Raw genomic sequence first — 17,721 nt, 5'->3', positions numbered from 1 at the left:
CAAAAGGGCCGCAAATGGCGCGGGATGGAGCAGTCCGGTAGCTCGTCAGGCTCATAACCTGAAGGTCGTAGGTTCAAATCCTACTCCCGCAACCAACGATTCCTGCGATAGTAGGTTGTCCAGAGCCTCGGCCTCCGCAAGGAAGTCGGGGTTTTTCTTTCCTGCGGCAAAGCGCAGGATTGCGCCGAGATCACCGCGCAGGACGATCGCCAGTTCGCCGTTCTCCGGAACCAGTGTCACCTGATCGACCAGGGTCCGGAACACCTCGGCCGCCTGCGCCCGCTCATCCTCGTGCTGCAGGTTCTCGTAGAGCTGGCCGATCCGATCCTGATAGATCTGCGCCATATTGGGATGCAGCAGGGGCGGCGGCTCGTCGGCATTGGCCAGGAGCTCAGTCAGCTCCGCCTTGCGGGCTTCGAGCTTTTCAGCCTTGTCCTTCAGCTTGGCGGGCGGGAACCCCTGAAGGATGGCATCGACCATCTTGTCCAATTCGCGGTCCGTGCGCTCCAACTCGCTCTTCCACCCTTCCAGGTCGGCGCCGCGCTCGATGCGGAGCCGGTTCACCTCCCTGGTGAACTCGGCGCAGAACTCCTTGAACAGTTCCGGCTCCATCAGGTGCTTCCTGAGCCCGTTCAGGATCGAGGCTTCCAGCGCATCGCGCCGGATGTTTACCCGGTTGTCGCAGGTGCCCTTGTTGCGAGCCGTGGAACAGCCCATGAGGTCCTTCGAGATCATCGAATAGCCCCCGCCGCAGCAACCGCACTTCACCAAGCCCCCGAACAGGTGCTTTGGGCGCCGTCGATGGTTCATCGGGTTGCTGCTGGTCTCGGACTTGTCGAAGGCGAGGCGCGCTTGTCGTTCCTTCACGGCGTCCCAGATGGTCTGATCGACAATCCTGAGTTCGGGAACCTCCTGGATCACCAATTCGCTTTCCGGGTTCGGGCGCGAGACGCGCCTGCCGGTGTCCGGGTCCTTCATGTAGCGCAGCCGGTTCCAGACCAGCTTCCCGATGTAGAGCTCGTTGTTCAGAATGCCCGTGCCGCGCTTGGGGTTTCCGTGGATGGTGGAGGGGCCCCATTCCTTGCCCTGGGGACCGGGAACACCCTCGCGGTTCAGCGTCATCGCGATGGTGCGTGAGGACTGACCGTCAAGATAGTCCTGAAAGATGCGCCGCACGATCCTGGCCTCGGCCGCGTTGATTTCGCGGTTGCCGCGGTCGTCGGGGTCGGCGGTGCGAACCACGTTATAGCCGTAGCAGAGCCCGCCGCCGGATTTACCGTTCTCGACCCGGCCGCGCAGGCCGCGCCGGGTCTTGTCGGCAAGATCCTTCAGGAACAGCGCGTTCATCGTGCCCTTGAGCCCAACATGCAGATGCGTCACCTCGCCTTCCGAGAGGGTGAACATCTTCACGTCCGAATAGGACATGCGCTTGAAAATCCCGGCGATGTCCTCCTGATCGCGCGACAGCCTGTCCATCGCTTCCGCGAGGATCAGGTTGAACCGCCCGCGCGCGGCGTCGGAGATCAGGGCCTGAATGCCGGGACGGAGCAGAGACGCGCCCGAAATCGCGTGATCCGAATATTCCTCAACGACCTGCCAGCCCTGCTTCTCGGCATGAAGCCGGCACATCCGGAACTGGTCGGCGATCGATGCGTCGCGCTGATTGTCGGAAGAATAGCGGGCGTAAAGCGCAACCTTCATGAGGCGACCTCCTTACTCGGGGAGGCGGTCCCGCTCATGGCGCGCCGTCTCGGCGTTGACGAAGTCCCGCGCGGCCTGCCGAGCCAGGAGGCGAACCAGATCGACCAGTCGGGGATCGGGTTCAGCTGTCGTGACACGCGCGGGGTCGGCTTCCGTCGCCTCGACGGCGAGATGCAGGGCCTCCGCTGTGGTTTGCCTTCGCCGCGCCAAGAGTGAGCCATCCCTTCCGTTTGCGCAGAACCGCGCAAGGAGAAGGATGACTTCCCGGCGCCAATTCGCAAGGGAAATTCAGCCGTAATAACAGCGCGTTGCAGGGGGTAGGAGCGCACCGGATCGCATGCAGTCGCAGAGGCGGATAGCCCATCGTCGTGAACAACGGCGGCGGAAACTCCTGCAATCTGGTCCATCTTGCTGCGCATATCGCTCATACGCTGGTTCCGCGTCCGGTATCGCCCCGGGAGGGTGAGTCCCTGTCAGCCTGCTTCGCCCGGGTCGCGTCTGGCAAGCGCGATCTCCGATCCTTGCAGGACCGAGTCATCGAGGCTATATAGCTGGATATAGCATAGGAGCATGTCATGAGCAACGCCGCGCAAAAAAGAGCGATCGAGAACTACCGCGCGCGCCTGACGCAGCGCGGCATCAAGCGTTTCGAGGTCATGGCGCTCGAAACGGATCGCGAACTGATCCGTTCCCTTGCGCGCCGTCTCTCGGAAGACAGCCCTGAAGCGGATCAGCTGCGGTCGGCGGTCAAGGAGGCCGTCTCAGGCGAACCGCCGAAATCCGGCGGCATCCTGTCGGCGCTCCGTCGCTCGCCTCTGGTCGGCGCCGATCTCGATCTGTCCCGCTCGCACGAAGAGGGGCGTCAGGTCGATCTGTGACGCGCTTTCTCCTCGACACCAACATTATCAGCAACATTGTCAAGCCGGAGCCCTCGGACTCTCTGCTTCGCTGGATGGCTGAGCGTAACGACAAGGACCTGTTCATCGCCTCGCTGACGCTTGCGGAGATCCGTCGCGGTATCTTGGACAAGCCGCGTGGAAAGAAGCGCGACGCCCTTGAGGCGTGGTTCACGGGGGCGGAGGGGCCCCAGGTATTGTTCGACGGTCGGGTCCTGCCATTCGACGACAAGGCGGCCTTGATCTGGGCGCGTTTGATGGCGGAGGGCAAATCCGCTGGCCGGCCGCGAAGCGCGCTCGACATGATCATCGCCGCGGTTGCCGGAGCGAACGAATGCGTGGTCGTAACCGACAACGAAAAGGACTTCGCGGGAATCCAACTCATCAACCCCGTGCGGGACAGCGAGCCATGAGCGATGCTTGACCGGGCGAACCGAGGATCGTGTGCCCGCTAATCATCGCCGCCAGAGAGTGAGAGCCGGGCTGGGGAGGTCATGGCGGGTTGAGGGCTGGGAGAGAGGCTTCCGGCGCCCGTCGCGGAGATTTTCCCATGACCCTGCAAGCACTCGATGCAAGCCGCGACATGAACGGCGGCTACAAGGTGGATATCAGTCGCGGAGAACGGGTTGGGCGCGTTTCGTCCGAATGGTTCTCGCGCCCCGATGACGAGCGCTACCTGTCGCTCGACGATCTGGCCAATTCCGTACGCGCCCGCGCCGAGCGCAGCCGGACACGCGTGGTGGAGAGCGCTTCGATCCAGGTCGAGGCCAGCCGCGACAATCCCGAGCGTCTGAACCTGATGCTGCCCGGCGCTGACGCGCCCGTCGCGCCCACCCATTGGAGTTTCGGCCAGCTTGCCAGCCAGGTCGGAGCGCCCGCGGCCTATCTGCGCCAGATTCCGGCCGCGCTCGCGGGCATCAACCTGCAGTACGGTCTGACCTCGCATCGGGCGGAACAAGTCAAGACGCTGGAAACCGATGGTGGTCGCCTTGAGCTGCGCGCCGTAACCGGGCCGGATTACGGTCGGATCTTCGATTACGAGCTGGTCGAGGCGGTGCAGAGGATTGCCGGAAATGGTGTCGGCGACACGCGCTGGAAGGTGCCGGGCGTGCTCGACTGGTCGACGGGCGTCTACGATCCCGGCGCGGAGATCACCAGGGACTCGACGACGCTCTACGCCTCGGACCGCGATGTCTTTCTGTTTCTCGTCGACGACAGGAACCCGATCGAAGCGGGCAAGCTGCCCGATGGGTCGCCCGATCTGTTTTTCCGGGGGTTCTACTGCTGGAACAGCGAGGTCGGGGCGAAAACGCTCGGCATCGCCAGCTTTTACCTGCGCGCCGTGTGCCAGAACCGCAACCTCTGGGGTGTCGAGGATTTTCAGGAGATCAAGATCCGGCATTCCAAATACGCCGCTTCCCGCTTCGCCCATGAAGCGGCACCGGCGCTGCGGAACTTCGCGGACTCCTCGCCGGTACCTTTCTTCAACGGCATCAAGGCCGCGCGCGAGCGGGTCGTGGCGAGGACCGACGAGGATCGCGCCGACTTTCTGCGCAAGCGGGGTTTCACCAGGGCCGAGACCGGAAAGATCATCGATACCGTGCTTGCGGAGGAGGGACGTCCGCCCGAAAGCATCTTCGACTTTGTGCAGGGCATCACCGCTGCCGCGCGCGACAAGCCGCATCAGGACGCAAGGCTCGAAATGGAGGGGAAGGCGAAGAAACTCCTGGATCGCGTGGCCTAACGGCCGGAGCGCCGGACGGGCCTGGAAGCACTGCTCCGGCGTTCCGCTTTCCACCTACGTGGACGCGAAGTTGCCGATGGCGCGCGCCCCTGAGAGTTCGAGGGCTGCGCCTCGCTTGGTGACGGGTTGGAGTTCGGGAGAGAGGCTCCCGGCGCCCGTCGCGGAGAGCGGCCGATGATCCTTCTGACCCCCGACCTAAAGAGTCGTCTTCTGACCAATGGCCTACAATGCGATGCCGACCATGTTCCCGTCGTGAAGTTTTTCAATCCCGTTGGGCAGGGTACCTGGCTCGCCACCGAACTCGACGCAAATGGCGACGTCCTCTTCGGTCTGGCGGATCTGGGTTTTCCTGAACTGGGTAGCTTCAGCCTCAGGGAATTGCAGGGCGTCCGTCTGCCCTTTGGCCTCGGGATCGAGCGCGACATTCACTTCCGCACCGCCCTGCCTATCTCGGTCTGGGCGGAACTCGCGGGCGAAACGGGCAGTATCGCCGCGGCGGAACGCGTCGCGCATCTCGAGGAGACACCGTTTTCCGGCGCATAGCGCCCGCGTCCTTCGTTACTCCACCTATTCCACGCCGCCCTCCTGAGAGTCAGAGGGCGGCGCTTCGCCGCGTGACGGGTTTGGTGGTTCGAGAGAATGGCTCTCGGCGCCCGTCGCGGAGTGAAAAACCATGGCGAATGCAGCCCAGAAGAAGATCACCCTCGCGTCCTCGCGCGACATCCCCTTCAACAAGCTGACCCTCAGCCAGTCGAACGTCCGGCGGGTGAAGGCCGGGATCTCCATCGAGGAACTGGCGGAGTCCATTGCCCGGCGGGGCCTGATCCAGTCCCTGCATGTCCGACCGGAACTCGATGCGGAAGGGAAGGAAACCGGCCACTTCGAGGTTCCCGCCGGCGGCCGCCGCTTTCGGGCGCTGGAACTTCTGGTCAAGCAGAAATGGTTGAACAAGACCGCTCCGGTGCCCTGTGTGGTCTCCGAGGCCGGCGCTGGAATCCTCGTCGACGAGGTGTCGCTTGCCGAGAATATCGAGCGCGCGCCGCTGCATCCGCTCGATCAATTCCGCGCTTTCCTCGCCCTGCGCGAGAAGGGCATGAGCGAGGAGGAAATCGCCGCCGCATTCTTCGTCACCGCCCAGGTGGTGAAGCAGCGGTTGCGGCTAACCTCGGTCGCGCCCGAATTGCTGGACATTTATGCCGAGGACGAGATGACGCTGGAGCAACTCATGGCGTTCTCCGTCACCGACGATCACGACCGGCAGCAGCAGGTCTGGGATGCGGTGAAGAACAGCTGGAACAAGGAGCCCTACCAGATTCGCCGCATGCTGACCGAGCACACGGTTCGGGCGTCGGATCGCCGCGTGCGTTTCGTCGGACTCGACGCCTATGTCGAGGCCGGCGGCACAGTCATGCGCGACCTGTTCCAGGATGACGACGGCGGCTGGGTCGAGAACGTGCCTCTGCTCGAAAACCTCGTGACGGAAAAGCTGAAGGTGGAAGGCGAGACCATCGCGGCTGAGGGCTGGAAATGGATCGAGGTCGCGACGGACTTCCCCTATGGCCACACGCAGGGTCTGCGCCGGCTGAGCGGGACGACCATCGACCTGACCGACCAGGAACGGGCGGAGCGTGAGCGGCTGCGCGACGAGTTCGATGATCTGGAAGCGCAGTATGCCGACGCAGACGAGTTCCCTGACGATGTCGACCGGCGGCTTGGGGAGATCGAGGAGGCGTTGGAGGTCTTCGAGACCCGGCCCATGCGCTATGACGCCGACCAGATGGCGCGCGCGGGTGCTTTCGTCAGCATCCGCCACGATGGTCACCTTGCCGTCGAGCGCGGCTTTGTCCGGCCCGAGGATGAAGTCCAGGCTGCGCCCGGCGACGATGATGCGGCTGATGGAAAGAGTCGGTCCGACGCTTCTGTCGCACATCACGCTGTCACTGCCACCGGGGGCGCAACCCAAGCGGAGGAAGACGAGGATGATGGCGTCAAGCCTTTGCCCGACCGGCTCGTCACCGAGCTGACCGCGCATCGGACGCTGGCGTTGCGCGATGCGGTGGCGCGAAATCCCGACGTCGCCATGACGGCGCTGCTCCACAAGCTCGTCAGCGACGCCTTCCTCCACCAATCGTCCACGGGTGCGCTCGAGGCCAGTGTCCGCCAGATCTACTTCCCGGCGCAGGCGGAGGATCTGAAGGACAGTGTCGCCGCGAAAGCGGTAGATGACCGCCACGAACGCTGGGGCGACCATATCCCTGCCGATGACGCGGCGCTCTGGGACTGGCTGACGGAGCTCGACGACGGCGAGCGCATGGACTTGCTCGCCCACTGCGTCAGCAACGGCGTCAATGCGCTCCACGAGAAACCCAATCCCTATGGCGGCAATGGTGTCAGCCAACACGGGCTGCATATTCGCCTCACGCAGGCCGACCGGTTGGCGCGGGCGACAGGACTCGACATGGTGGCGGCCGGCTGGCGGCCGACGGTCGAAAACTATCTCGGTCGCGTCACGAAATCTCGCATTCTCGAAGCAGTCCGCGAAGGCGCCGGCGAACAGGCAGCGCAGCTCATCGACCATCTGAAGAAGCCCGATATGGCCAGGGAGGTCGAGCGCCTGCTCGCCGATACCGGTTGGCTGCCTGAGCCGCTACGGATGGTGGACGACAGTGACGGAGCCGCCGCAGCGGTAGAACCCGAGCAAGGGGAAGAGGCGTTTCCCGTAACTCTCAGCGGAGAGGACGAGGAAGACGCTGCCGAAACCGAAGAGGACGATGGGGTCCGCGTAGCCGCTGAATGAGTACCAGGCCTTGGACGCCGTGAGCGATCGGGGCCCTTTTCTGTTCCGGGTTTCGTGTGAAGAGCCTTGACTTTGTACCAGCCGCGCCGGACGAGGCCCTATGTTGCCCCCGGAGCGAAGGGCGGATTGCGGCCGTTCGCTGCGCCCGCAAACCAAAATTGACAAGCTGATCAAAGCGGCCGCTCGGGGCCAACGCACAATATTTTTCGGGGTGCATCTGCAGCGAAGGTCGGCAGTGAGCCCGTTGCGGAAGAAGCAAATTCCCGCTGCGTGCGCTCGCAGCGGCATTTCTGTTGCGGCGCAGCAAATCTTCATGTCGCATCGCAGCTGTGGATCCGGTCGTTCGAACTGAGCGCAGCGAAATCCTCGGGAGCAGCGACCGCGCCGGGGGAACCTGCCTGCCGTTCGCTGCGCGTGCTCGATATCCGCTGCGTTCGCGAACGCTACCGAAGGTACGGTGGATACCGGACTTTCGCTACACTCCAACTGGATGGCAGCTATTCGGACGCTCTTTCTATCGGTGCTGGCTTCCTCTGGCCATCATTGAGGACGTCGAGCAGCGGGCAGTCGGGAGTGTCGGCCCCGGTGCAGCGTGCGATGGTTCCGGCGAGCACGGTCTCGATCGCGTGGAGACCCCGGATCTTGGCGCGGACCACATCGAGATGGTGGCGCCCCATCCGCTCGACCTCGGCGCAGGTGTGACTGCCGCGATCGACCAGGGACAGCAAGCCGCGGATCTCTTCCATGGTGAAGCCGAGGTCTCGAGCCCGCATCACGAAACTTAGCCGCTCCACATGGGCCGTGCCGTAGCGGCGGTGGCCCGATGCCGTCCGGGGCGGATCAGGCATCAGGCCGATGCCCTCGTAGTAACGGATGGTCTCCAGATTGCAGCCGGTGAGCCTGGCCAGGTCGGAGCGCTTTAGGTCGCTCGCGGAGGCGTGAATGTCAGGCATCGGATTATTCCTTGATCCTGTAGCTACTACAGACCCTACCTTGCCATTCAAGGAACGACAACAAGGTGACGCGATGACGGCCAAGCCGATCGAAACAGAACGGCAGGATGGGGGCCGGACGGACAAGGCGGGATGGGCTGCGACCGGGGTCGGGGTGCTTGGCGCCTTGGCGATGACCTCCTGCTGCATCCTGCCGCTGGTTCTGGTGAGCCTTGGTGTCACGGGGGTCTTCATCGGCCAGCTTACGGCGCTCTACGCCTACAAGTGGGTGACCTTCTCTCTCGCGGCTGTCGCCCTCGGTTATGGCTTCTGGAAGGCTTACCGTAAGGTGCCTGCCGAGGATTGCGGAACCGGTACCTGCGCCCGCCCGGTGGATCGCGGCTTCATGCATGGGGTGCTCTGGAGCGCGCTGGCCGTGGTCCTGCTGGCCCTGATCTTTCCCTACGCCGCACCGCGCATCCTGACTTTTTGAAACGGAGCCCATCATGAGACAGCTGAGCCACCTGTTGCTGGTCGCGATCCTTTCGGTCATCCCGACCGCGATCCTCGCAGCCGAAGCCGAGACCCGCGTGCACGTCACCGGACTGACGTGCCCATCATGCAGCTACATCGTCGCCACGGCCCTTCAGCGCGTGGAGACGGTGGAGATCGCAGAGTTTGTCGAGGGCGAGGCGGAAGACGGTTTCTATGCCTTGCGCTACGATGATGACGTCACCAATCCAGAGGAACTGATCGCCGTCGTCATGGGTGTCGGCTACGGCGCCTCCCTGGCCGACGAAAGCGGCTCGTAATGGGCCGCGAGAGGCGCTCCGACGGGAACGACCGCCTCGTGAAATGCGGGCTGATCGGCACCGTAGTCGTAGCGCTGTGCTGCTTCACCCCGATCCTGGTGATCCTCCTGGGCGCAGTCGGGCTCTCCGCCCTGTTGGGCTGGCTCGACATGGTGCTCCTGCCTGCGCTCGCGGTGTTCATTGGAATCACCCTCTACGCGCTCTGGCGGCGCCAGCGCACCAACTGAAGAGAGATTGACATGAAAGATTGCGGCACACCCGAGGGCGGCGCCTACGACCTTGCCGTGATCGGCGCTGGTTCGGCCGGATTTTCGGCTGCGATAACCGCCGCAGAGGCCGGGGCACGTGTAGCCCTGATCGGCGACGGCACCATCGGAGGCACCTGCGTCAATTTGGGCTGCGTGCCCTCCAAGGCTCTGATCCGCGCCGTGGAGGGCCTGCACCACGCCCGCGCCGTGAAGCGGTTCGACGGCGTCGAGGCCGAGGGTCGCGTCACCGACTGGGCTGCGACTGTGGCACAGAAACAGGCGCTCGTGGATGAGTTGCGCGCGGCAAAATACGCCGACGTGCTGCCTCGGCACGAGAATGTGGACTACATCGAGGGTTGTGCCCGGTTTGACGAGCAGGGCCGGCTCACCGTAGACGGCGCGACGTTTCCGGCGGCGAAGATCGTCATCGCCACCGGATCGCGCCCCCATGTGCCCGCGATCCCCGGCATCGAGGAGATCGACGCCCTCGACAGCACATCGGCCCTGGAACTGACGGCGCTGCCCGCTTCCCTGCTGGTCCTCGGCGCGGGCTACATCGGCGTGGAGCTGGCGCAGCTCTTCGCCCGCGCCGGTGTCATCGTGACGCTGGTCAGCCGCCGCGGCGTGCTGCCGGAGGCCGAGCCGGAAATCTCCGAGGCCTTGGAGCGCTACCTCGCTGATGAGGGCATCCGTCTGGCCCGGATCACCGGATATGAAAGCGTGGCACGCGACGGAAGCACCGTGCGCCTGACGGGCACCGGGGGTGAAAGCTTCGGCGCCGAGCGGCTGCTGCTCGCCACTGGACGAGTGCCGAACAGCGACGACCTGAACCTCGGTGCCGCCGGGATCGAGACCGATGCGCGGGGCGGGATCGTGGTCGATGCGCAGATGCGCACCGTCAACCCGAACGTCTGGGCTGCGGGAGATGTCACCGGGCGCGATCAGTTCGTCTACATGGCGGCCTACGGTGCCAAGCTTGCCGCCCGGAACGCGGTGGCGGGCGAGGCGCGTGCCTACGACAATGGGACGATGCCCTGGGTGGTTTTCTCCGATCCCCAGGTGGCGGGCGTTGGCCTGAGCGAGGCCCGGGCGCGGGCCGACGGGCGAGAGGTGATTACCGCGGTCCTGCCGCTCGATGCCGTGCCGCGCGCACTCGCCGCCCGCGACACGCGTGGGCTGATCAAGCTGGTGGCAGAGGCGGGGAGCAAGCGGCTGCTGGGCGCGCAGATCCTCGCCCCCGAGGGCGCCGACAGCATCCAGACAGCGGCCATGGCCCTGAAGGCCGGGCTGACCTACGAGGACCTGGGGGACACGATCATGCCCTATCTCACGACCGTCGAGGGACTAAAGCTTGCTGCCCAGACCTTCGAGAAGGACGTGGCCGCGCTCAGCTGCTGCGCGGGGTAGCGTTCTTCATCGCCATAGGACACGGAGCACTCGATGCCGACCCTTGCCGCCTATATCGGGGCCGCCCTCGCCGAAATCGCCGGATGCTTCGCCTTCTGGGCCTGGCTCCGGCTCGACAAGCCGATCTGGTGGATCGGGCCGGGCATGGCCTTGCTGGCGCTGTTCGCCTACCTGCTGACGCTGGCCGACAGCGCTGCCGCTGGACGGGCCTACGCGGCCTATGGCGGCATCTACATCGCAGCCTCGCTGTTCTGGCTCTGGGCCGTCGAAGGGGTGCGACCGGATCGGTGGGACGTGATCGGGGTCGGCCTGTGCCTGCTGGGTGCCTTCACCATCATCGCAGGCCCCCGGGCGCCGGTCTGAAATCACCAGTTCCAAAATGATCGAGAGAGCAGCAGAGATGACCGACGCGCTCGACCTGATCGTCATCGGCGCCGGCATGGCCGGGATCACCGCCGCAAAGAAATGCGCCCGTGCCGGCTGGTCCGTCGCTAACGTCGACGAGCTGCCCTACGGCGGCACTTGCGCGCTCAGGGACTGCGACCCGAAGAAGATGCTGCGCGCCGGTGCTGAGGCGGTGGAGGCCGCCAGACGACTCGAAGGCAAGGGCGCCAGAGGGGAGACTCGGATCGACTGGCCTGCGCTGATGAAGCACAAGGAGAACTTCACCGACCCGGTGCCCCAGAGCATGGAAAGTGGGCTGACGGAGGCCGGGGTGCGAGCGCTGCACGGCCGCGCCCGCTTCACCGCCGATGATCGGGTCGAGATCGACGGCCATGGAGAGATTGTTTTCAGCCACGCGCTGATCGCCACAGGGGCGAAGCCGCGGCCGCTTGATTTTCCCGGGGCCGAAGGGCTGATCGACAGCACCGACTTCCTGAACCTCGCCGAGCTGCCTCGCCGGATTGTGTTCGTGGGCGACGGCTAAATCTCCTTCGAGTTCGCGCATATCGCGGCGCGCGCGGGAGCCCAGGTGACGATCCTTGATCGTGGCGCCCGCCAACTGAAGATGTTCGACGTCGACCTCGTTGAAATGCTGCTCCAACGTTCTTCATCCTAAGTCATTGTTTTCATTTATTCTAGAATTGCGTCTTGCACTTCACCCATCACTTGTCGCTCGGCCTGACCGCCGAATTGGGCGTCACGAGGGAAGCGCTCTATCGCGAGCTGTCGCAACGCCGCGCCGCTCGAACTGTAGGTTGAGCGTCGACCCGGGAAATTTGACGCCAACCATGACGCCGCCTTCTAATCTCTCGCAGCGCAAATCGGTCGCCCGTCGACGGTTCTGAGCGGCAAAAGGGTTGTTTCGACGGGCCCCTCGTGAAGATACCAGTAACATTCGTCACGTGGCAAAAGGCGCGCCGTAGAGACATCCTGATAGGGGGCTGCCAGGGCAGCAACCTGCTCGGGGATGAGCTCGGGGTCCGTGTCCCCGGTGCCAACGACAGCGGTGCATCCGCTCAGAATGGCCGGCAACACGAGGCTGCTAGAAAATTTTCGTCCCAAGTCCGGTCCTTTCGCGCAGTGAGTTTACCGGCTTCTCCCGGGTGCCTCGAATTTGGTGCTCAACTCTGTGCGCCGACGTAGTCTTCGGGCGGATGCAAGTAAGCTGTCACGCCGGTTTCAACCTGCGGGTACAGCGCGATCATATGGGCATTGACCATCCGCACACAGCCTGAACTCGCGCGGCCCCCGATGGAGCGGGGCTCCGGCGAGCCATGGATGCGCAGATAGGTGTCGCGATCGCCCACGAAGAGATACAGTGCACGCGAGCCGAGCGGATTGTCAGGACCCGGCTCCATACCGTCTTCAAAATCCGAGTACAGCTCTGGATCGCGTTCGATCATGGAGCGCGTCGGCGTCCAGTGTGGCCACCGGACCTTGCGCTGGATCGTGTAGGTCCCGGGTTCGTAGAGATCGCCGCGTGCGATGGCCACGCCATAGCGCATAGCCGTCCCGCCTTCCTCGATGTGATAGAGGTAGCGGGCAATTGCATCCACATGGATGTTCCCCGGAACAAGGCTCGCACGGGCCTCGACCCGTTGCGGAAGAAAACGCGCATCGAGGCCCCAAGGATTGGACGTCTCGAGGTCGAAGAAGGGCGGAGTCACTTCGGCATCCCATGCACTTTTCTGCGCCTCACTCGGCCAGGTATCGGCCAGAAGCGTCCCCGAGATGGGTGGCGAGAACAGCGCGGATACGGTCACGATGAAATGGCGACGTGTCAGGCCCGTTTTCCCAGTTGTCTTCATTGTTCCGGCTCCCGCGCATCGGAGACAAGCGTCTGCAATCGTTCTACGTCCACGACACCGGGAACGAGGGCGTCGCCGATCACGAAAGATGGCGTGCCCGTGATGCCGAGGGCCCGCGCGAGACGCATCGAGGTCTGGATGTGCGCGTCGATCTCCTGTGCTTCCATGTCGCGGCGCAACTGCACGATGTCGAGCCCGATTTCTTCCGCGATCCGAAGGACAGCGGATTCTTCCGCGCGGCCGTTCATGCCCATCATCGCCCAATGGAAGTCCTCGTAGAGGCCCTGTTCGCGTGCCGCCAGTGCGGCACGGGCGGCAAAAACCGACCCCTCGCCGAGGATCGGCCATTCGCGATAGACAAGGCGAACATTCGGATCGGCCGCGAGCAGAGCCTCGATCTCCGGCTTGGCACGACGGCAATAGGGGCAGTTGTAGTCGAAGAATTCTACCACCGTGACATCGCCCTCAGGGTTGCCCAGAACCGGCGCATTGGGATCGCGTTCCAGCGTTTCGCGTTCCTCGTCGAGAACCTCGGCCTGCGACGCCGCCTGCGCCTCGGCTTGGCGGGAATCCAGGATCGCGACGGCCTCCATGACGATATCGGGGTTCTCGCGGATGGTCTCGAGGACCAGTTCGCGCACCCTGTCCTCGGACAAGCCCTCGGCCGCCGCCTGCAGTGGCAGCGCCAACGAAAGCGCCACCACGATCATCGAGATGAGTTTCTTCATGTCAGCTCCCTCCATTCGCCAGATCGGCGGCCGTGCGTTCGGCCTGCATGGCGCGGGCGCGCTCGGGCCAGGTTGATTGGATGTAGGCGAGAATGTTCCAGATCTCGCGATCCGTCAGAACATCGCTGAATGCGGGCATGCCGCTGTCGAACTCCACGCCTTGCAGCGCCAGGGCTTCCCGTCCACCGAGCTTCGTGTATTGAAACAGAACACGATCGGGGTGGTGCCAGGTGTGCCCGGTTTCATCGTGAGGCGGCGCGGGTAGCCGTCCATCCGGACCCGGCGTTCGCCAATCCGGCTGCCCTTCGAGATTGGCGCCGTGGCAAGACGCACAGCTTTCGGCATAAAGCGCCTTTCCTTGCGCGATATCCACCGCGGTCGGCATCACCGGCATGGTGGGAGCCATCGTGGCCTGCGGCGCGTCCTGCAGCGTCAGCCACGCCCCCGTGCCAACAAGCAGGAGTGCTGCTGGGCCGATAATGAGACCCCACCGCATCATGTCACCCGCACCCATGTCATCATCCCGCTTTCCGCATGGCTGAGCATGTGGCAATGAAATAGCCAGTCGCCCGCATTGTCCGCGATAAAGCCAATCTCGCGCGTCTCTTGAACGGCCACCATAAGCGTGTCGCGCATGGGGCCAACGGGTTCACCGTCGCGGATTTCGCGGAAGTGCATCCCGTGCAGGTGCATCGCGTGGGGAAAGGCGGTCTCGTTGACGATCTCCAGCCGCACCGGCTCACCAAGAGAAAGATCAGCCAGCGGGGCCTGCGTCATCTCGGCCATCTCGTTGAAGGCCCAGAACCGTCCCCGCGCCGCAAGCTCGCGAAAGCCCAGGCGCTCTCCGCCCAGGAAGGCGCTGTCCATCCGGCCCATAGCGCCGCCCGACATCACGAGCCGCAAAGGCTGAGCATCGGCGAGCGCCCCGAGGTCGTCGCCGGGATTGGGTGGCAGGGCCGCCGGTATCGTGCGCGGCGTCTGCGCGGTGCTGCCCGAGACGGGGAACGCCACCTGCGAGGCGGGTTGGTCGTTATTGCCGATCCGGACGAGATGCGCGATCTCGCCCGCTTCGGTCGTCACATCGACGATCAGATCGGCGCGTTGCGCTGGGGCGAGAACAAGAACGTCCTCCAGCGGTTCGGGCGCGGCAAGCGGCATGCCGTCGAGTGCGACCGTCCAGCCCCGCATTCCGGTAAGCTGCAACGGAAAGATCCGTGCATTCGACGCGTTGATAAGCCGCAGGCGCAAACGCATGTGCCGCGCGACCGGTATGGACAGGTCGAACCGCCCATTGGTGGTGATCAGGTTCCCGATCCGGCCGCCATGACTCATTCTCATCGGTTGGTCGAAGCTGTCCTCGATCATCGCCGTTTCGGGATCGAGCAACCAGTCATCGAGCACGAGGGTCTCCTCGCGATCCACCTCGGGCGGTTCGGCCTCTTCCACGATCAGCGGCCCGTGCAGACCGCGGGCGACCTGCACCCAGGACCGGTTATGCGCATGGTACCAGTAGGTCCCGGCATCGGGTGCCACGAAATCGTAGACAAACGCCTGACCCGGTGCGACGGCCTCTTGCGTCAGGCCCGAGACGCCATCCATCGCGTTGTCGATGCGGATCCCGTGCCAGTGGACCGAGGTCGGCTCGAGAAGGCCGTTGACCAGCCGCCGCCGCACCCTTTCGCCTTGGTGCACCCGGATCGCCGGACCGGGCGCCCGGCCCTCGTAACCCCAGATGGATGTCGGCGCATAGCCGTCGGGAGCAAGTTGCGCCGTGGCGTCACGCGCTGTCAGGGTCGCAGGCGCGTGAGAGGCGGCAGACACCTGCCGGCCGCTCACCGCCAGACCCATAACGGCGGCGGTCTGTCCGATGAAGGCGCGTCGTGTCGGCATGGCCAATATCTCCAGAAAGGCGTCGGGGCGGGCGAATATCTCGCCCGCCACCAGTTATTTGAGCTTCAGGAGTCGTGGCTCATCCGGAAATCGCCGACCATGCCGGCGTTGCGGTGGCCGGGCACGTTGCAGGCGAACCCGATCTCACCGCCTTCGGAGAACGTCCAGATGACTTCGTCCGTATCTCCCGGCTCCAGAAGGACGCTGTTGGCGTCGTCATGCATCATACCGGCTTCCCTCATCCGGTCATGATTGATGCTGCGTACGGTCATCATGCCTTCGCGCATCATCGTCTGCATTTCGTCACGGTGGCCATTCCAGGTCTCGCTCGTGCCGATGTTGAATTCGTGCACGGCGCGGCCAACATTGACCACCTCGAAGCGGATTGTCTCGCCAGGAGCGACCTCGACGGTCTCGGGGCTGTAGTTCATTTCATCCATTTCGATGGTGATAGTACGGTCGACTTGCGCGGCATCGCCAGGTTCGCCGATGCCGTCTCCGTGTCCAGGGCCGGCAACTGCGAGGGAGGCGGTAAGGCTTGCCGCAAGGGCGGTGCCGGTCAGAAGTGTCTTGATCATGTCTTGGGCTCTCATGTCTGGGTGTCGATCAGGGAATTCAGTCGTGACACGGCGCAGGGTCGCGGAGGAGGAAGATCAACAGGCGCATTTCTCCCGCGGATTGTTGTTTTCGCGAGCGCCTGTCGCGCGGCCGGGAAACCTTGTGCCCCGAATATCGGTCGGGTCATGAGAATGGCGGCCGGGGAACAAGTCGGGTCGGGGTGGCAGGAGCGGTTGACCTCACCCTCGTGCGCCGCGTGCCCGGCGGGCGCGCGGTGGTTGTCCGCGACCACGGCGCTCTCGGAATGAGCATCTGGCGTGTCGGCAAGTCCGGGCGTCGGAGCGGCGAGGACCGCGAGCGCGATCATGAGCATCGCGACAAGACCCCCGCGCTCGGCGAGAAAGGACAGCACCCGCATCAATTGATCCCGTTCTCGCGCTGCAGCTGACGGACGTAGCGCACAATATACTGAACGTCGGCGCGGGTTAGCCCCTCGACCGGGGGCATGTTGCCAAAGGGCCAGTGATGCGCGCGCACACCGTTTTGAACCGCCCTCTGAAAAGCTTCGTCGGAATGATGGTTCGGTTCGTATGTGCGGTGGATCAGCGGTGGTGCGACGCCATTCTGACCGGCTGCGTTCGCGCCATGGCAAGCTGCGCACTTGGCCTCGAAAGCGCGCTTGCCGATCGTCGCTTCGGGCGACAACTGCGCGGGAAGTCGAACTTCGACGATAGGCGCGCCTTGGGCCAGGTCGCTCAATGCTGTTGGTTCCGGATGAACCATGGACCCCGCCGTTTGCTCGGTCGGTTGCATGAATTGCCAGATCGCCACACCAAGCCCGGCAACAAAGACACCACCGATCAGAAGCCCGAGCTTGTCCACGTTCGTTGCCCCTTCCTAGCTTGTGATCTGTTCCCATCGAAAGCGGCACCCGCTGGCATGGCGCTGTGGTTTCAGACCGCTCGATAATTCAAGCGTTTAGTACTGGCTCGCGTCGACCCTGCAACCTGACAAGCCCGTGTTTTTTGTATTCGAATGTATCCTTGACGTTTGTCCGGAATAGGCAGCTATCGTTCGGTCAGTTGAGCGAGGCGGTGAGGAAGATGACCTGGAAACCACGAACCCTGTTGTCAGGCGGTACAGGCATGAAGCTCGGCATGCTGGCCTGTTGTGCCGTGATGCTTGTTCCGCTCGGCGCCTTTCTTTTGGCGAACGGAACGCTCGGCGGGCTTGCGAGCAATCTTGGGCTTTTGGTCCCGCTGGCGCTGTGCCTCGCCACTCATGTCGTGATGCATCGCATGATGGGCAAATCCTGCCACGAGAGCGCAGCGGAGACCCGCGAGGAGGACCCCGAACAGGATCGGGAATCGACGGCGGTCGTCCAAGTCGATGCCGCGCGCTGACAAGGCGGCAACGGGTTGCGGACTGCGTCCGAAACTTGCCTTGGTCGCCCTTCTTGCGCTGGCCGGTTGCGGGACGGCCTTGCTGCAGTGCGCGGATCCAGACACCACACTGTCCACGCGCGATGCGGCGTTGTCGCTTCCGGATAGGTGCCGCTCGGTCCAGACCGGCACTGACAGTGTCGTCACCCTCGCCTGCGAAGACGGGAGGGTCGGCTATGGCTTTGATGATGTGACCGCCCCCCGACGGCATCGATGTGCCAAGGTGGGTCTGTAGTGATCCACAAAGGAGGACGGTCATGTCGGAGATTATCACGGTTGGGCTCGATCTGGCGAAGAATGTGTTTCAAGCGCAT

General features: G+C 64.0%; 22 protein-coding genes and 1 tRNA gene. 14 read left to right on the top strand and 9 right to left on the bottom strand.

Annotated elements, in window-relative coordinates:
• Nucleotides 1-18 precede the first annotated feature (18 nt).
• Nucleotides 19-95, top strand: a tRNA-Met gene (locus tag C8N44_RS21500).
• Here the strand turns inward: C8N44_RS21500 and C8N44_RS21495 are convergent.
• Nucleotides 52-1,701: a recombinase family protein gene (locus tag C8N44_RS21495; RefSeq protein WP_107978800.1), complete on the bottom strand. Its 1,650-nt coding sequence runs from the start codon at nucleotides 1,699-1,701 to the stop codon at nucleotides 52-54. The genes C8N44_RS21500 and C8N44_RS21495 overlap by 44 nt on opposite strands.
• Nucleotides 1,702-2,276: 575 nt before the next feature.
• Here C8N44_RS21495 and C8N44_RS21485 point away from each other — a divergent pair.
• The 5 genes from C8N44_RS21485 (at nucleotide 2,277) to C8N44_RS21465 (ending at nucleotide 7,138) form a co-directional block, all read left to right on the top strand.
• Nucleotides 2,277-2,579, top strand: coding sequence for a hypothetical protein (locus C8N44_RS21485; RefSeq protein WP_107978798.1), 303 nt, complete (start codon nucleotides 2,277-2,279; stop codon nucleotides 2,577-2,579).
• A complete protein-coding gene (locus C8N44_RS21480) occupies nucleotides 2,576-3,010 on the top strand; it encodes a PIN domain-containing protein (protein ID WP_107978797.1) in 435 nt (144 codons plus the stop codon). Before C8N44_RS21485 ends, C8N44_RS21480 begins: the two co-directional genes overlap by 4 nt.
• Nucleotides 3,011-3,180: 170 nt before the next feature.
• Nucleotides 3,181-4,341, top strand: coding sequence for a DUF932 domain-containing protein (locus C8N44_RS21475; RefSeq protein ID WP_373282749.1), 1,161 nt, complete (start codon nucleotides 3,181-3,183; stop codon nucleotides 4,339-4,341).
• A 174-nt stretch (nucleotides 4,342-4,515) separates the two neighbouring features.
• Nucleotides 4,516-4,884, top strand: coding sequence for a DUF2958 domain-containing protein (locus C8N44_RS21470; RefSeq protein WP_107978795.1), 369 nt, complete (start codon nucleotides 4,516-4,518; stop codon nucleotides 4,882-4,884).
• 130 nt (nucleotides 4,885-5,014) lie between these two features.
• Entirely contained in the window at nucleotides 5,015-7,138 is a 2,124-nt protein-coding gene (locus tag C8N44_RS21465) for a ParB/RepB/Spo0J family partition protein (protein ID WP_107978794.1), read from the top strand.
• 497 nt (nucleotides 7,139-7,635) lie between these two features.
• Here the strand turns inward: C8N44_RS21465 and C8N44_RS21460 are convergent, their stop codons facing one another.
• Entirely contained in the window at nucleotides 7,636-8,091 is a 456-nt protein-coding gene (locus C8N44_RS21460) for a MerR family transcriptional regulator (protein WP_107978793.1), read from the bottom strand.
• A 73-nt stretch (nucleotides 8,092-8,164) separates the two neighbouring features.
• Here C8N44_RS21460 and C8N44_RS21455 point away from each other — a divergent pair, with 73 nt between their 5' ends.
• The 7 genes from C8N44_RS21455 to C8N44_RS24130 are packed head-to-tail and all read left to right on the top strand — an operon-like array spanning nucleotide 8,165 to nucleotide 11,597.
• Nucleotides 8,165-8,563, top strand: coding sequence for a mercuric transporter MerT family protein (locus tag C8N44_RS21455; protein ID WP_092691176.1), 399 nt, complete (start codon nucleotides 8,165-8,167; stop codon nucleotides 8,561-8,563).
• A gap of 13 nt (nucleotides 8,564-8,576) precedes the next feature.
• Complete coding sequence (locus tag C8N44_RS21450; RefSeq protein ID WP_092691179.1) at nucleotides 8,577-8,882, top strand: hypothetical protein; 306 nt, start codon at nucleotides 8,577-8,579, stop codon at nucleotides 8,880-8,882.
• Entirely contained in the window at nucleotides 8,882-9,109 is a 228-nt protein-coding gene (merF, locus tag C8N44_RS21445; protein ID WP_092691182.1) for a mercury resistance system transport protein MerF, read from the top strand. Before C8N44_RS21450 ends, merF begins: the two co-directional genes overlap by 1 nt.
• Nucleotides 9,110-9,121: 12 nt before the next feature.
• A complete protein-coding gene (merA, locus tag C8N44_RS21440; protein ID WP_092691187.1) occupies nucleotides 9,122-10,537 on the top strand; it encodes a mercury(II) reductase in 1,416 nt (471 codons plus the stop codon).
• Between the two features lie 33 nt (nucleotides 10,538-10,570).
• On the top strand, nucleotides 10,571-10,900 hold the full coding sequence (locus tag C8N44_RS21435; protein ID WP_092691190.1) for a YnfA family protein: 330 nt from the start codon (nucleotides 10,571-10,573) through the stop codon (nucleotides 10,898-10,900).
• A 37-nt stretch (nucleotides 10,901-10,937) separates the two neighbouring features.
• Entirely contained in the window at nucleotides 10,938-11,465 is a 528-nt protein-coding gene (locus C8N44_RS21430) for an FAD-dependent oxidoreductase (RefSeq protein WP_235859813.1), read from the top strand.
• Entirely contained in the window at nucleotides 11,466-11,597 is a 132-nt protein-coding gene (locus C8N44_RS24130; RefSeq protein ID WP_328586845.1) for an NAD-binding protein, read from the top strand.
• A 505-nt stretch (nucleotides 11,598-12,102) separates the two neighbouring features.
• On the opposite strand, the gene C8N44_RS21420 is transcribed toward C8N44_RS24130, so the two are convergent.
• The 7 genes from C8N44_RS21420 to C8N44_RS21390 all read right to left on the bottom strand — a co-directional run bounded on the left by C8N44_RS21420 (nucleotide 12,103) and on the right by C8N44_RS21390 (nucleotide 16,847).
• Nucleotides 12,103-12,789, bottom strand: a complete 687-nt coding sequence (locus tag C8N44_RS21420) for a L,D-transpeptidase (protein ID WP_092691201.1) — start codon at nucleotides 12,787-12,789, stop codon at nucleotides 12,103-12,105.
• The gene (locus C8N44_RS21415; protein WP_092691206.1) at nucleotides 12,786-13,517 is read right to left on the bottom strand and encodes a DsbA family protein; all 732 of its coding nucleotides are present in this window, start codon (nucleotides 13,515-13,517) and stop codon (nucleotides 12,786-12,788) included. The genes C8N44_RS21420 and C8N44_RS21415 overlap by 4 nt, the downstream gene beginning before the upstream one ends.
• 1 nt (nucleotide 13,518) lies before the next feature.
• Complete coding sequence (locus tag C8N44_RS21410) at nucleotides 13,519-14,031, bottom strand: c-type cytochrome (RefSeq protein ID WP_092691212.1); 513 nt, start codon at nucleotides 14,029-14,031, stop codon at nucleotides 13,519-13,521.
• Nucleotides 14,013-15,407, bottom strand: a complete 1,395-nt coding sequence (locus C8N44_RS21405; protein ID WP_092692424.1) for a multicopper oxidase family protein — start codon at nucleotides 15,405-15,407, stop codon at nucleotides 14,013-14,015. The genes C8N44_RS21410 and C8N44_RS21405 overlap by 19 nt, the downstream gene beginning before the upstream one ends.
• A gap of 65 nt (nucleotides 15,408-15,472) precedes the next feature.
• Nucleotides 15,473-15,985: a cupredoxin domain-containing protein gene (locus C8N44_RS21400; protein ID WP_092691217.1), complete on the bottom strand. Its 513-nt coding sequence runs from the start codon at nucleotides 15,983-15,985 to the stop codon at nucleotides 15,473-15,475.
• Between the two features lie 11 nt (nucleotides 15,986-15,996).
• Entirely contained in the window at nucleotides 15,997-16,386 is a 390-nt protein-coding gene (locus C8N44_RS21395) for a hypothetical protein (RefSeq protein WP_146178896.1), read from the bottom strand.
• Nucleotides 16,383-16,847: a c-type cytochrome gene (locus C8N44_RS21390; RefSeq protein ID WP_092691220.1), complete on the bottom strand. Its 465-nt coding sequence runs from the start codon at nucleotides 16,845-16,847 to the stop codon at nucleotides 16,383-16,385. Before C8N44_RS21390 ends, C8N44_RS21395 begins: the two co-directional genes overlap by 4 nt.
• Before the next feature lie 263 nt (nucleotides 16,848-17,110).
• On the opposite strand from C8N44_RS21390, the gene C8N44_RS21385 reads away from it, so the two are divergent.
• A complete protein-coding gene (locus C8N44_RS21385) occupies nucleotides 17,111-17,368 on the top strand; it encodes a DUF2933 domain-containing protein (protein ID WP_235859814.1) in 258 nt (85 codons plus the stop codon).
• Nucleotides 17,369-17,721 lie beyond the last annotated feature (353 nt).

Origin of the sequence: Allosediminivita pacifica (genome assembly GCF_003054175.1) — a bacterium.
Classification (GTDB): Bacteria; Pseudomonadota; Alphaproteobacteria; order Rhodobacterales; family Rhodobacteraceae; genus Allosediminivita; species Allosediminivita pacifica.
Note: the sequence above shows the minus strand (reverse complement) of the source record. Positions and strands in the feature narration are given on the sequence as shown.